Source organism: Caldimonas caldifontis, assembly GCF_002930615.1.
GTDB lineage: Bacteria > Pseudomonadota > Gammaproteobacteria > Burkholderiales > Burkholderiaceae_C > Caldimonas > Caldimonas caldifontis.
This window is the reverse complement of sequence record NZ_PSNX01000003.1, coordinates 43,985-57,067: the sequence shown is the minus strand read 5'-3', so window position 1 is coordinate 57,067 and position 13,083 is coordinate 43,985. Positions and strand designations below refer to the sequence as shown.

Sequence of the window (13,083 nt, the reverse complement as noted above, 5' to 3'; positions counted from 1 at the left end):
ATGAACCTTCGCTCCCCAATCCTCATGCCGCGCCGCAAGGCCGTGTTCGGCAGCCTCGTCGTCGCTGCGGCCCTGGCCCTGGGCGCGGTCCTCCCTCCCGAGGCCCACGCAGCGTCCGTCGATGACGCCGTGGCTGAACTCCAACGCGACTGGGAGGTGATCCGCTACCAGACGCCCGCCGCCGAGCGCGAGCGGCGCTTCGAGGCCCTGGCCGCCAAGGCCCACCGCGTGAGCGAGACTTTCGCCCAGCGCGCGGAGCCGCTGGTGTGGGAAGGCATCATCGTCAGTTCCTGGGCGGGGGAGAAAGGCGGTCTGGGCGCGCTGAGCCTGGTCAAGCAGGCCAAGGGGCTGTACGAACAGGCGATGGGCATCGACGCACGCGCACTGGACGGCTCGGCCTACAACAGCCTGGGGGTGCTCTACTACAAGGTGCCGGGCTGGCCGGTGGGCTTCGGCGACAAGAAGAAGGCCCGGGAGTTGCTGCTCAAGGCCCTGGAGATCAACCCGCAGGGCATCGACCCGAATTTCTTCTATGGCGAATTCCTGCTGGAAACCAACGAACCTCAGCAAGCGCTGGTCTATCTCGAACGCGCGCTCCATGCACCCTCTCGGCCCGGTCGTCAGATCGCGGACGCAGGCCGGCGCGAGGAGGTGCGCGCCCTCATCGACAAAGCCCGCGCTCGCCTTCAGTGAGTGGTGGTGTGCGCAGGTCTGGCGTATTGCAGCCGCGCCACGACGCCCTGTCCGTCGGGCCCTGTGCCGTAGCTCAGCACCAGGCCGTGCAACTGCGCGATGCGCTGAGCGATGGACACCCCCAGACCGCTGCCGCGCTCTTCCTGTCCGTCCGGCCGGTAGAAGCGCTCACCCAGGCGCTGCCGCTGCTCCTCGCTCAGGGGGGGGCCGGCGTTCTCCACCGACAGGCCCTCGGCCTCCAGGCGCAGCACCACGGTGCTGCCGGTCGGCGCGTAGCGCACGGCGTTGTCCAGCAGGTTGCGCAGCAGCACGGCGATCAGGTCGGGGTCGCCCAGCAGCGGGAAAGGATGGACCGACGGCGCTGAACGATCCGTCTCCGGTGGCCATTCGCAGGCCAGTTCGATGTGGCGTCGTTCTGCCAGGGGCAGGCATTCGCTCATGACGTGTTCGACCAGGGGTGGCCAGTCGATATCGCTGCAGCGCCCCGGCGGGGCGGCCTCGTCCAGGCGCGACAACGCCAGCATCTGCGTCACGAGCCGGTCCATGCGTTCCAGGCCGGCTTCGAACTTGGTCTCCGCCCGGACCCGTTCGGTTGGATCGGCGGTGCGGCGCACCACATCCCATTGCGCCCGCAGCACCGCCAGCGGCGTGCGCAGCTCATGGGCGGCGTCCGCAGTGAAGCGCCGCTCACGCGCGATCATGTCCTCGATGCGCGCGAACAGGGCGTTCATGGCCGACCCCAGCGGAGCCAGCTCCTGGGGGGTGTGCGACACATCCACTGCACGAAGATCTTCCGGGGAGCGCGCCTGCAGCTCGGTGGCCAGCTCGCGCACGGGCGCCAGTGAACGGCGCACCGCCCAGGCCATGACCAGCAGCAGCACTGGCAGCATCGCCACCCAGGGCAGCAGCTGGCTCATCGACAGGCTGAACACCAGTTCGTCGCGTTCATAGGCTTTCTGCCCCGCCGCCACCAGCCAGCGCCCGTCGGCGCTGTGCAGGTAGTACACACGCCACAGGTCGCCATCGATCCTCTCCTCCACAAAGCCCGACCGGTCGGCATGACGCGGTAGCGCGGCGCCTTCGTGGTCGGCCAGCATCAGCCGGCCCTGGGCATCCCACACCGCGATGGCCAGGTCGCGCACATCGGCTTCGCCGGCGTCACTGGAGGCCTCGATCGGGGCTGGTTGCCCCGAGGACGCCGCTTCGCTGGGCTGCAAGGTCACCTGCACCTGGCGGGCCAGGCGGATCATCTCGGAGTCGAACAGCTCATTCACTTCATGACGGGCCCGATCGACCGACACCACCAGGGCGAGCGCCCACACCAGCGGGGCGCCCACCAGCAGGTACAGCAGCAAGCGCCGCTGCAGGCTCACGCCGGGTCTCCGCCTGCGCTGCCCAGGGCATAGCCCACACCGCGCACCGTGCGAACCACCCCCGGATGCAGCTTCTTGCGCAGGTGCGAGATGTGCACTTCCAGCGCGTTGCTCTCCGGTTCCTGGCCGCTCCAGTCGTAGAGTTTTTCCTGCAGGAAGGTCTTGGAAAGGACGCGGTTCGGATGGGCCATCAGCGTTTCGAGCAGCGCCATCTCGCGCCCGGTCAGCTCCACCGCCTGTCCTTGCCAGCGCACGCGCTTGGCCGCGGGGTCGTACTCCAGTGCTCCGTGCTGCCACACCGCCTGGGCCCGGCCTTGACTGCGCCGCACCAGCGCACGCAGCCGCGCGGCCAGCTCGTCGATGGTGATGGGCTTGACGAGGTAGTCGTCCGCCCCCGCATCAAGCCCTGCCACGCGCTGCTCCACGCCGTCGCGCGCGGTCAGGATGAGCACCGGCACCGCCAACGAGCGCTGCCGCCAGCGATGGAGCCAGTGCATGCCATCCCCGCCGGGCAGCCCCAGGTCGAGCACGGCTGCGTCATAGGGGGTGTCGCTCAAGGCCGCATCGGCCTGCTGGCCATTGCGAAACCAGTCCACCGCATGCCCATGCAGGCGCAGTCCGGCGCTGAGCGCATCACCCAGCAGAGGGTCGTCTTCGACGATGAGCAGGCGCATGACGATCGAGGGAGTCGATGCGCGCCATCATAGGCGCAGCCGGTTCACTCGATCGCCTTGACCATGTCTTCCACCACCTTCTTCGCGTCGCCGAAGACCATCATGGTCTTGTCCATGTAGAAGAGCTCGTTGTCCAGGCCGGCGTAGCCCGCGGCCATGCTGCGCTTGTTGACGATCACGGTCTTGGCCTTGTAGGCCTCCAGGATGGGCATGCCGTAGATGGGCGAGCCCTTCTGCAGCGCGGCCGGGTTCACCACGTCGTTGGCGCCCAGGACGATGGCCACGTCGGCCTGGCCGAACTCGCCGTTGATGTCTTCCATCTCGAAGACCTGGTCGTAGGGCACCTCGGCTTCGGCCAGCAGCACGTTCATGTGGCCCGGCATGCGCCCGGCCACCGGGTGGATGGCGTATTTCACCGTGATGCCCTTGTGCGTGAGCTTCTCGGCCAGCTCCTTCACCGCATGCTGGGCACGCGCCACGGCCAGACCATAGCCCGGGACGATGATCACGGTCTCGGCGTTGCCCAGAATGAAGGCCGCGTCGTCGGCGCTGCCGCTCTTGACGCTGCGCTGCGGCTGGGCTCCGGCTGCAGCAGCCGAGGCGTCTCCGCCGAAGCCGCCCAGGATCACGTTGAAGAACGAGCGGTTCATTGCCTTGCACATGATGTAGCTCAGGATGGCGCCCGAGCTGCCCACCAGCGAGCCGGCGATGATCAGCATGCTGTTGTTGAGCGAGAAGCCGATGCCCGCCGCTGCCCAGCCCGAGTAGCTGTTGAGCATGGACACCACCACGGGCATGTCGGCCCCACCGATGGGGATGATGATGAGCACGCCCAGCACGAAGGCGATGGCGATCGAGGCCCACAGCGCGGCCTCGCTCTGCGTGACCGTGTAGACGCCCACCAGGGCCAGCATCGCCAGGCCCAGCACCAGGTTGAGCAGGTGCTGGCCGGAGAAGACCACGGGCGCGCCTTGGAACAGGCGGAACTTGTACTTGCCGCTGAGCTTGCCGAAGGCGATCACCGAGCCGCTGAAGGTGATGGCACCGATCACCGCGCCCAGGGCCAGTTCCAGCCGGTTGCCCGTGGGGATGGCGGCATCCTTGGCCGTGATACCGAAAGCCCAGGGCTCCACGGCGGTGGCGACTGCGATGAAGACGGCGGCCAGACCCACCATGCTGTGCATGAAGGCCACCAGTTCGGGCATCTTGGTCATCTCGACCCGCTTGGCCATCACCGTGCCGATGGAGCCGCCCACCAGCAGACCCACCAGCACCCACACCATGCCCGAGGCGCCTTGCTGGCCCATGCGGCCGGCCGTCTCGACGATGAGCGCGGCGGTGGTGAGGATGGCGATCGCCATCCCCGTCATGCCGAAGAGGTTGCCGCGGATGGACGTGGTGGGATGGCTCAGGCCCTTGAGCGCCTGGATGAAACAGACGCTGGCCACCAGGTACAGGAGAACGACGAGGTTCATGCTCATGCCTGCTCTCCCGCGGCCGGCGCCTTCTTCTCTTTCTTCTTGAACATCTCGAGCATGCGGCGCGTCACCAGAAAGCCGCCGAACACGTTCACGGCGGCCAGCGCCACCGCCAGCACGCCCATGGTCTTGCCCAGGCCGGTTTCGGTGAGCGCGGCGGCCAGCATGGCGCCCACGATCACGATGGCCGAGATGGCGTTGGTCACCGCCATCAGCGGTGTGTGCAGGGCGGGCGTGACGTTCCACACCACGTGGTAGCCCACGTAGATGGCGAGCACGAAGATGATCAGGTTGATGATGACCGGGCTGAGCGTGTCCATGCCGGCGTCTCCTTCAAAGTGTCAGAACTTGCGGATCAGAACTTGCGAACTTCCTGGATGCGGTTGCCTTCGCCCAGCAGCACCACCCGGGGCTTGTGGTCGCGGGCCAGGTCCTCGCTCATCGGGGCGTAGGTGCAGATGATGAGCAGGTCGCCCACCTGGGCCTTGCGCGCGGCCGCACCATTGAGCGAGATGGCGCCGCTGCCGCGCGGGGCCTTGATGATGTAGGTCGAGAAGCGCTCGCCATTGTTGACGTTGTAGAGGTCGATGTGCTCGAACTCGCGCATGTCGGCCGCGTCCATCAGGTCCTCGTCGATGCCGCAGCTGCCCTCGTAGTGCAGGTCGGCCTCGGTCACGGTGGCGCGGTGCAGCTTGGCGCGCAACATCACGCGCTGCATCGGGGACGGCATCATTTGCGCGTCACCTGGCCGTCTTGCGTCATGCGGCAGGCCGCGACGATGTCGTCCTCCAGGTCCACCTTCAGCGTGCCTTCCTTCGTGATCACCAGCTTCAGGAAGTCGAGCACGTTGCGCGCGTACAGCGCCGAGGCGTCGGCGGCCACCAGGGCGGGCAGGTTGGTCTCGCCCACCAGGGTCACGCCGTGCTTGATGACGGTCTGGCCGGGCTCGGTCAGCGGGCAGTTGCCGCCCTGGGGCGCGGCCAGGTCCACGATCACCGAGCCGGGTTTCATGGATTTGACCATCTCCTCGGTCACCAGCACCGGAGCGGGGCGACCAGGGATGAGCGCGGTGGTGATCACCACGTCGGCCAGGGCCACGCGCTTGGCCACCTCGACCTTCTGGCGGTCGAGCCAGCTTTGCGGCATGGGCCGGGCATAGCCGCCCACGCCTTCGGCGGCTTCTTTCTCCTCGGCGGTTTCATAGGGCACGTCGATGAACTTGGCGCCCAGCGACTCCACCTGTTCCTTCACCGACGGCCGCACGTCCGAGGCTTCGATCACCGCGCCCAGGCGCTTGGCCGTGGCAATGGCCTGCAGCCCGGCCACGCCCACGCCCAGGATCACCACGCGTGCGGCCTTCACGGTGCCGGCGGCCGTCATCAGCATGGGGAAGAAACGCTGGTACTTGTCGGCGGCGATCATCACGGCCTTGTAGCCGGCGATGTTGGCCTGTGAGGACAGCACGTCCATGCTCTGCGCCCGCGTCGTGCGCGGCGCGGCTTCCAGCGCAAAGCTCGTGAGGCCCGCCGCCGCCAGGCGCTGCAGGCCCTCGGCATCGAAGGGGTTGAGCATGCCCACCAGGGTGGTGCCGGGCTTCATCAGCGCCAGCTCGTCGGCGCCGGGGGCGCGCACCTTCAGCACCAGCTCGCAGCCGTAGGCGCCAGCCGCATCGGTGATCTCGGCGCCCACGGCGGTGTAGGCCTCGTCCGGCGCCGAGGCCTTCACGCCCGCGCCCGACTGGACGCGCACGGTATGGCCCTGGGCCTTGAGTTTCTTGGCCGTCTCGGGCGTGACGGCCACGCGGGTCTCCCCCGCCACCGTCTCGAGCGGTACGCCTATGAGCATGAAGCCTCCTCGTGTGGTTCTCTGAAACTGCGGCACCGCACCGGGCGGTGCCATGCCAAATCCTGCGCAGCTTACACAAGCTGACAGGGTTCTGTGGTTGTAACGAGGTTACAAGTTTCAGGGAATTGCAAGGTGTCGCGGAGGAGGGGCGGCCTCTCGCCCAGCCTTACAGTATCGACCTCAACAAAAGGAATCCGCCGTGAAACCCCTGTCCCACCTGTTTGCGCGCGCAGCGCGCGTCCTGGCCGCGTGTCTGGCCCTGACCCTGGCCGCCGGCGCGCAGGCGCAGGCGGTCCTGAAGGTCACCACCATTCCCGAGGAAGCGGCCTCCGAGCAACTGCGCAAGTTCGGGCCCCTGGTGAAGTACCTGGAGCGCACCCTGGGCACCAAGGTGGAGTTCGTGCCGGTGAATGACTATCCCGCCGCCGTGGAGGCGCTGGTGAACAAGCAGGTGGACCTGGTGTGGTTCGGGGGCTTCACCTTCGTGCAGGCCAGGCTGCGCTCGGGCGACAAGGTCATCCCGATCGCGCAGCGCGAGGAAGACACGCAGTTCCGCTCCGTCTTCATCGCTCAGAAGGCCTCGGGTATCACGCGCCTGGAAGACCTGAAGGGCCGGCAGGTGAGCTTCGGCTCGGCCTCGAGCACCTCGGGGCACCTGATGCCGCGCAGCTTCCTGCTGCAGGCCGGCATCGAGCCCGAGCGAGACTTCAAGCGCGTGGCCTTCTCGGGCGCGCATGACGCCACCATCGCCTCGGTCGTGAGTGGCCGGGTGGATGCGGCGGCGCTGGACATCACGGTGTGGCGCAAGTTCGTGGGCGAGAACAAGGTCGACACCCGCAAGGTGGATGTCTTCTACACGACGCCGCCCTATTTCAACTACAACTGGTCGGTGCACGCGGACATGCCGGCCGCGCAGCGCGAGAAGATCCAGCAGGCGCTGCTTGCGCTGAGCGCCGACAACGCCGAGGGCAAGGAAATCCTGGGCCTGGCGCGGGCCACGCGCTTCATTCCCACCCAGGCGTCGAACTACCAGGGCCTGGAAGCGGCCGGTCGCAGCGCAGGCCTGATCAAGTGAGCACTGTTGCGGGGCTGGCGCTCGTGCTGGAGGCCGTGGCGGTGCAGCACCCCCAGGCCCGCGAGGGTGCACCAGCGGCCTTGCAGGATCTCTCGCTGCACATCCGGCCGGGTGAGCACGTGGCGGTGATCGGCCCCTCCGGGGCCGGCAAGACCAGCTTGCTGCATGCGCTGGCCTGTGCACTGGCGCCGACCCACGGGCGTCTCCTGCTGGATGGGCAGGACCCCTGGACCCTGTCGCCTTCGGCCCTGCGCGAGCTGCGCGCCCGGCTGTTCCTGGCGCCCCAGACCCCCCCGTTGCCGCCGCGCCAGCGGGTGGTGACCGCCGTGCTGGCGGCCCGGCTGCCCCGGATGAGCCTCTGGGCCAGCCTGGCATCGCTCGTCAGGCCCATCGGTGCGCCCGACGCGCACGCCGCGCTCGAGCGCTTCGACCTGGGCGACAAGCTGTGGGAGCGGGTGGACCGCCTGTCAGGGGGCGAGCGCCAGCGCGTGGGGCTTGCACGTGCGCTGTTGTCACCCGCCGCGCTGTGGCTGATCGACGAGCCTCTCTCGGCACTGGACCCGACGCGGGCATCCCAGGCGCTGCGTTCCATCACCGACGCCGCCACCGAGCGCGGTGTGACCTTGGTGGCCTCGCTGCACCAGGTGGACCTGGCCCTGTCCAGTTTTCCTCGCATCCTGGGCCTGCGAGATGGACGGCTGGCGTTCGATCTGCCTGCGGCCGAGGTCGATCCCGAACGGCTGGCCCGCCTGTATGCGAGTTTCGAGCACGAGCTGCAGGGTGCCGGCCTGCCGGCCTCGCCGGACGGCCCGCCCGTTCGCACCGTGATCCATTGCTGAGGGCTCCATGACCCCGCAGGCCACCACCCGCTCCGTGGACGCGCACCGCGATCCGGCGTGGCGCGCGCGGGTCTTCTGGGCCCTCGCGGGTGTGGCCCTGCTGGCGCCGTCGCTCGTGGCCGTGGAATTCAAGCCCTGGGTGCTGCTGGCGCCCGAGAACCTGCGGGTCACGCTTCATTTCCTCGGCGACTTCCTGCCGCCCGAGACCTCGACCGACTTCCTGGCCCTGGTGGCGCGAGAGACCTGGCGCACCGTGGCGATCGCCACCGCCGCGATGGTGCTGGCCCTGCTGCTGGCCGTGCCCCTCACGCTGCTGTCATGTGCCGCCCTGTCGGTGTCGGCCTTGTCCGGACGCATGCATCCCCTGGCCTGGGCGTTGCGTCAGGGGGTGCGCGGCCTGCTGGTGGTGCTGCGCAGCGTGCCCGAGCTGATCTGGGCGCTGGTGTTCGTGCGTGTCGTGGGCCTGGGTCCGGCGGCCGGGGTGCTGGCGATTGCGCTCACCTATGCCGGCATGCTGGGCAAGGTCTATGGCGAGATTCTGGAAAGCGGCGACCTGCACCCGGCCCGCACGCTGCTGCGCCACGGCAGCGGACGCCTGCAGGCCTTCCTGTATGCGCTGCTGCCCGGCAATGCCGGCGAACTCACCAGCTACACCGTGTATCGCTGGGAATGCGCGATCCGCTCGTCGGCCGTGCTGGGCTTCGTGGGGGCGGGCGGGTTGGGCCAGCAGCTCGATGCCTCGATGAAGATGTTCAACGGAGGGGAGGTGGCCACGATCCTTGCGGCCTTCGTCCTGCTCGTGGCGCTGGCCGATGCCGTGAGTGCCCAGTTGCGCAAGGTGATCGGATGAGCGCGCCCGTCGCCACGAAGCCCTTGCCGTCACCGCCCCCGCGACGCTGGAGCGTGCCGGTGCTGCTGCTGGGCCTGGCGGTCCTGTCGGTGGCCAGTTTCGTCGAGGTCGGCCTCGATGGGGCGCGGCTGCTCTCGGCCGATGCTGCGCGCCGCATGGGCGCCTTCCTGGGGGAACTGGCCCACCCCGCGCTCGACCCAGGCTTCCTCGGACGCCTGCTCAAGGCCACCCTCGAAACCCTGGCGATGTCGGCCGTGGGCACGCTGCTCGCGGCTTTGGCAGGCCTGTTGCTGGCCCTTCCCGCCAGTCGGGTGCCTGGACGACCGCCCGGCTGGTGGCGTGCCCCGACACGCTGGCTGCTCAATGTGCTGCGGTCCATTCCGGAGCTGGTGTGGGCCGCCTTGCTGCTGATCTCGGCCGGGCTGGGGCCATTGGCCGGGACGCTGGCCCTGGCCCTGCACACCACCGGCGTGCTGGGACGGCTGTTTGCCGAAGCCCTGGAAAATGCCCCGGACGGACCCGCCCTGGCGCTGCGCGTGCCGGGCGTGCCGCGCGGGCGGGTCTTCCTCTATGCCACGCTGCCGCAGGCCTTGCCGCAACTGATGTCCTACACGCTGTACCGCTGGGAAAACAACATCCGGGCCGCCGCCGTGCTGGGCGTGGTGGGCGGCGGCGGTCTGGGGCAGATGCTGTCCTTCCACATGGGCCTGTTCCACATGCGCGAGACGGGCACCATCCTGCTGGCCACCATCGTGCTGGTGGCGGCGGTCGATCTTCTGTCCTCGCTGGTGCGAAGGGTGTTGAATCCCTGAGGGCCTGCAGGCGGCACACCCCACGGGAGCCGCGAACTGCCGACCAGTGGCCCCGGGTGGTGAGCGCGGCAGTGGTCGGGGACGCCGGACTCGCCGCCCCTATGATGCACGGCTTCAACTGGCCCGCCTCGGGCCGCTGGCCGCGAACGGCACCATCGAGGTTGACTGAAAGACCCCATGAGCTCCACCGATTCCGCTCTGACCGCGCCCCTGCCGTCGTTCTGGGCCGACCTGCGTGCCGCACTGCGTGGCACCAACGCCGACTACACCCGCATCCCGCTGAAGCGCGCGGTGTTCCTCCTGGCCATTCCGATGATGCTCGAGCTGGTGCTCGAATCCACCTTCGCGGTGGTGGACATCTTTTTCGTCGCCCAGTTGGGTGCTTCGGCGGTGGCGACGGTCGGCCTGACCGAGACCTACCTCTTCCTCCTCTATTCGATCGCGATGGGCTTGGCGATGGCCGTCACGGCCATCGTCGCGCGACGCATCGGTGAAACCAAGGGTGAGGACGCGGCCTTGTCGGCGGTGCAGGCCATCCTGCTTGCGGTGCTGGTGTCGCTGCCCTTCGCGGTGGCTGGCATCGTCTGGGCCAAGGATCTCCTGAGGCTCATGGGCGCGGATGCCTGGGCCATCGAGCACGGCTACCGCTACACCCAGTGGATGCTGGGCGGCAATGCCGTGATCCTGCTGCTCTTCGTGATCAATGCGATCTTCCGCGGCGCGGGCGATGCAGCGGCGGCCATGCGGGTGCTGTGGGTGGCCAATGCCCTCAACATCGTGCTGGACCCCATCCTCATCTTCGGCCTGGGTCCCATTCCTGCGATGGGCATCGAGGGGGCGGCCATTGCCACCAACATCGGCCGCGGCGCGGGGGTGCTGATGCAGTTGTGGATCCTGGTGCGCGGCAGCGAACACCTGCGCATCGCACGGGCCCAGGTGCGATGGCATGGCGCGACCCTGCTGCTGATCGCCCGCACGTCTCTGGGCGGCATCGGGCAGATGATCGTGGCGATGACGGCGTGGATCTTCCTGATGCGCATCCTGGCCAGCGTGTCCACCGAGGCGGTGGCCGGCGCCACCATTGCCATGCGCGTCATGATGTTCACCCTCATGCCCGCCTGGGGCATGTCGAACGCCGCCGCGACGCTGGTGGGGCAGAACCTGGGCGCGGGCGAGCCGGGCCGGGCCGAGGCCTCGGTGTGGCGCATCGGCTGGATGAACATGGCGTTCACGCTGGCCGTCTCGGTGGCCTTCTTCCTCTGGCACGACGCGATCATCGGCCTGTTCACCGACGATGCGGCCGTCATCGCCATCGGCGGCGAGTGGCTCTCCATCCTGGCCTACTCGTACTTTGTCTATGGCTGGTGGATGGTGGCGGTGCAGGCCTTCAATGGCGCGGGCGACACGATGACGCCGACCTGGATCAACCTCGTCTTCTTCTGGCTCCTCCAGATCCCGCTGGCCTGGGCGCTGGCCCTGCCGCTGGGATGGTCGCACTCCGGGGTGTTCTGGGGCGTCTTCGTCTCGGAAACCGCCGTGGGCCTGTTCACGCTGTGGCTGTTCACCCGGGGACGATGGAAGACAATGGCGGTGTGATGCCTCACGGCACAAAGCATGCGCCCCCCAGACCTCAGCGAATTGATCATCGATGTTCCCGGCGGCGGGGTGTTCACCCGCCGCTGGTCTGTCCCTGGCAGCAAGCGCAGTCCCCTCCTGTTGCTGCATGACTCCCTCGGCTCGGTCGAGCAGTGGCGGGACTTCCCAGCGGCCTTGGCGGTGGCGACATCCAGGTCCGTGATCGCCTACGACCGTCTGGGCTTCGGCAAGTCTTCGCCGCGCGTGGAGCGGCCGTCGCCCGGCTTCATCGAGGAAGAGGCCGTGGTCGTCGTCCCCGCGCTCCTCGAAGCGCTTGGCATCGAGCGCTTCGTGCCGTTCGGCCACAGCGTGGGCGGCGGCATGGCGCTCACGATCGCGGCCCGGCACGGCGCGCGCTGCGAGGCGGTGATCAGCGAAGCCGCCCAGGCTTTCGTGGAGCCGCTCACGCTGACGGGCATCCGCGAGGCCCAACGGCAGTTTGCCGATCCGGCCCAGCAGGCCCGGCTGGTGCGATGGCATGGCGACAAGGCGCCCTGGGTGCTGGATGCCTGGACGCAGGTGTGGCTCTCACCGGCGTTCAGGGACTGGACCCTCGACCATGAGCTGGAACGCATCACCTGCCCGGTGCTGGCCATCCACGGCGAGCATGACGAGTACGGCTCGCTGGCGTTTCCGCGTCGCATCGCCGGCGGCGTGAAGGGGCCTGCGCGGCTGGCCATCCTTCCTTGCGGCCATGTGCCCCATCGGGATCAGGGTGACGAGGTCCTGCGTCTGGTGGCCGACTTTCTGTCGATGGGCAGCAGCGTTCAGGGCGGCGGCGCCTGAGTCGCCAGTAGCCTTCCGATCTGGGCTAAGGTGACGGCATGGAAGACCTCGACACCCGGGTGCTGCGCACCGCGCACGAATGGCAAGGTCAGGGGCTGCCCGTGGTGCTGGTCACCGTGGCCCGCACCTGGGGCTCGTCGCCGCGCCCGCCCGGCTCGCTGATGGCCATCAACGCCCAGGGCCACACGGTGGGCTCGGTCTCGGGCGGCTGCATCGAGGACGACCTCATCCACCGCGTGCGCGAGGAAGGGGTCGAGGCCGTGTGTGCCGGCGGGCGGCCCTCGACGCTGCGCTACGGCATCTCGGCCGACCAGGCGCACCGCTTCGGCCTGCCCTGCGGGGGCACGGTGGAGCTGGTGCTGGAGCCGGTGTCGGAACGCAGCCAGTTGCCCGAGTTGCTGGCCGCCTGCCAGGCCCGGCGCAGCACAGAGCGGGTGCTCGACCTGCGCACCGGCGAGGTGCTGCTGCAGCCCGGCGCGCGCGACAGCCTACTCCGCCTCGACGACACCCACCTGCGCACGCACTTCGGCCCGCGCTTTCGGCTGGTCGTGATCGGCGCGGGCGACCTCTCGCGCTTCCTCGGCGAGATGGCGCTGAGCCTGGGCTTCGAGGTGATCGTGTGCGACCCGCGCGAAGAACAGCCGCAGAGCTGGACCCTGCCCGGCGTGACCCTGACCCGCGAGATGCCCGACGACCTGATCGTGCGGCTGCAACCCGATGCGCGCACGGCGGTGGTGACGCTCACCCATGACCCCAAGCTCGACGACCTGGCGCTGATCGACGCACTGCGCTCGCAGGCCTTCTACGTGGGCGCGATCGGCTCACGCCGCAATGCCGCACACCGGCGCGAGAGGCTGCATGAGCATTTCGGCCTGACCGATGCCCAGCTGCAGCGCCTGCACGGCCCGGCGGGCGTCTACATCGGCAGCAAGACGCCGGCCGAGATCGCCCTGTCGATCATGGCCGAACTGGTGGCGGCCAAGAACGGCGTGATCGCCGATGCCTCGCGGCCGCGATAATTCC

14 protein-coding genes are annotated in these 13,083 nt (G+C 68.7%); 8 read left to right on the top strand and 6 right to left on the bottom strand.

Translation table 11 applies throughout. The features are described from left to right. The gene (locus tag C1704_RS03510; protein WP_245876363.1) at window positions 1-693 is read left to right on the top strand and encodes a tetratricopeptide repeat protein; all 693 of its coding nucleotides are present in this window, start codon (window positions 1-3) and stop codon (window positions 691-693) included. Here the strand turns inward: C1704_RS03510 and C1704_RS03505 are convergent. Genes C1704_RS03505 through C1704_RS03480 form a run of 6 tightly spaced genes read right to left on the bottom strand, consistent with a single transcriptional unit; the run spans window position 687 to window position 6,063 of the window. Beyond that, complete coding sequence (locus tag C1704_RS03505) at window positions 687-2,066, bottom strand: ATP-binding protein (RefSeq protein ID WP_104301054.1); 1,380 nt, start codon at window positions 2,064-2,066, stop codon at window positions 687-689. The two genes, C1704_RS03510 and C1704_RS03505, sit on opposite strands and share 7 nt — an antisense overlap. Continuing rightward, window positions 2,063-2,740, bottom strand: coding sequence for a response regulator (locus tag C1704_RS03500; protein WP_104301052.1), 678 nt, complete (start codon window positions 2,738-2,740; stop codon window positions 2,063-2,065). Before C1704_RS03500 ends, C1704_RS03505 begins: the two co-directional genes overlap by 4 nt. Before the next feature lie 44 nt (window positions 2,741-2,784). After that, window positions 2,785-4,221 carry an NAD(P)(+) transhydrogenase (Re/Si-specific) subunit beta gene (locus tag C1704_RS03495; RefSeq protein ID WP_104301050.1) on the bottom strand — a complete coding sequence of 479 codons (1,437 nt, stop codon included), beginning with the start codon at window positions 4,219-4,221 and terminating at the stop codon, window positions 2,785-2,787. After that, window positions 4,218-4,538, bottom strand: a complete 321-nt coding sequence (locus tag C1704_RS03490) for an NAD(P) transhydrogenase subunit alpha part 2 (protein WP_104301048.1) — start codon at window positions 4,536-4,538, stop codon at window positions 4,218-4,220. Before C1704_RS03490 ends, C1704_RS03495 begins: the two co-directional genes overlap by 4 nt. Before the next feature lie 35 nt (window positions 4,539-4,573). Further along, window positions 4,574-4,936, bottom strand: coding sequence for an aspartate 1-decarboxylase (gene panD / locus C1704_RS03485; RefSeq protein WP_104301046.1), 363 nt, complete (start codon window positions 4,934-4,936; stop codon window positions 4,574-4,576). A gap of 11 nt (window positions 4,937-4,947) precedes the next feature. Further along, entirely contained in the window at window positions 4,948-6,063 is a 1,116-nt protein-coding gene (locus C1704_RS03480; protein WP_104301044.1) for a Re/Si-specific NAD(P)(+) transhydrogenase subunit alpha, read from the bottom strand. A gap of 217 nt (window positions 6,064-6,280) precedes the next feature. On the opposite strand from C1704_RS03480, the gene C1704_RS03475 reads away from it, so the two are divergent. From C1704_RS03475 to C1704_RS03445, 7 genes are all read left to right on the top strand, one after another. Next, window positions 6,281-7,138 (top strand): putative selenate ABC transporter substrate-binding protein, encoded by an 858-nt coding sequence (locus C1704_RS03475; RefSeq protein WP_104301665.1) that lies wholly within the window; start codon window positions 6,281-6,283, stop codon window positions 7,136-7,138. A 14-nt stretch (window positions 7,139-7,152) separates the two neighbouring features. Further along, window positions 7,153-7,977, top strand: coding sequence for a phosphonate ABC transporter ATP-binding protein (locus C1704_RS03470; RefSeq protein ID WP_104301664.1), 825 nt, complete (start codon window positions 7,153-7,155; stop codon window positions 7,975-7,977). 7 nt (window positions 7,978-7,984) lie between these two features. Continuing rightward, the gene (locus C1704_RS03465; protein WP_104301042.1) at window positions 7,985-8,827 is read left to right on the top strand and encodes a PhnE/PtxC family ABC transporter permease; all 843 of its coding nucleotides are present in this window, start codon (window positions 7,985-7,987) and stop codon (window positions 8,825-8,827) included. Next, a complete protein-coding gene (phnE, locus tag C1704_RS03460; protein ID WP_104301040.1) occupies window positions 8,824-9,639 on the top strand; it encodes a phosphonate ABC transporter, permease protein PhnE in 816 nt (271 codons plus the stop codon). The genes C1704_RS03465 and phnE overlap by 4 nt, the downstream gene beginning before the upstream one ends. Before the next feature lie 177 nt (window positions 9,640-9,816). After that, a complete protein-coding gene (locus C1704_RS03455) occupies window positions 9,817-11,235 on the top strand; it encodes an MATE family efflux transporter (protein ID WP_104301038.1) in 1,419 nt (472 codons plus the stop codon). An 18-nt stretch (window positions 11,236-11,253) separates the two neighbouring features. Then, window positions 11,254-12,060: an alpha/beta fold hydrolase gene (locus tag C1704_RS03450; protein ID WP_104301036.1), complete on the top strand. Its 807-nt coding sequence runs from the start codon at window positions 11,254-11,256 to the stop codon at window positions 12,058-12,060. 38 nt (window positions 12,061-12,098) lie between these two features. After that, window positions 12,099-13,079, top strand: coding sequence for an XdhC family protein (locus C1704_RS03445; RefSeq protein ID WP_104301034.1), 981 nt, complete (start codon window positions 12,099-12,101; stop codon window positions 13,077-13,079). Window positions 13,080-13,083 lie beyond the last annotated feature (4 nt).

Bases quoted from the DNA above. Each gene is read 5' to 3' on its own strand.
- C1704_RS03490 (WP_104301048.1), bottom strand. From the start codon at position 4,538: ATGGACACGCTCAGCCCGGTCATCATCAACCTGATCATCTTCGTGCTC.
- C1704_RS03510 (WP_245876363.1), top strand. From the start codon at position 1: ATGAACCTTCGCTCCCCAATCCTCATGCCGCGCCGCAAGGCCGTGTTC.
- C1704_RS03480 (WP_104301044.1), bottom strand. From the start codon at position 6,063: ATGCTCATAGGCGTACCGCTCGAGACGGTGGCGGGGGAGACCCGCGTG.
- C1704_RS03465 (WP_104301042.1), top strand. From the start codon at position 7,985: ATGACCCCGCAGGCCACCACCCGCTCCGTGGACGCGCACCGCGATCCG.
- C1704_RS03455 (WP_104301038.1), top strand. From the start codon at position 9,817: ATGAGCTCCACCGATTCCGCTCTGACCGCGCCCCTGCCGTCGTTCTGG.
- C1704_RS03445 (WP_104301034.1), top strand. From the start codon at position 12,099: ATGGAAGACCTCGACACCCGGGTGCTGCGCACCGCGCACGAATGGCAA.
- C1704_RS03450 (WP_104301036.1), top strand. From the start codon at position 11,254: ATGCGCCCCCCAGACCTCAGCGAATTGATCATCGATGTTCCCGGCGGC.
- phnE (WP_104301040.1), top strand. From the start codon at position 8,824: ATGAGCGCGCCCGTCGCCACGAAGCCCTTGCCGTCACCGCCCCCGCGA.
- C1704_RS03495 (WP_104301050.1), bottom strand. From the start codon at position 4,221: ATGAGCATGAACCTCGTCGTTCTCCTGTACCTGGTGGCCAGCGTCTGT.
- panD (WP_104301046.1), bottom strand. From the start codon at position 4,936: ATGCAGCGCGTGATGTTGCGCGCCAAGCTGCACCGCGCCACCGTGACC.
- C1704_RS03500 (WP_104301052.1), bottom strand. From the start codon at position 2,740: ATGCGCCTGCTCATCGTCGAAGACGACCCTCTGCTGGGTGATGCGCTC.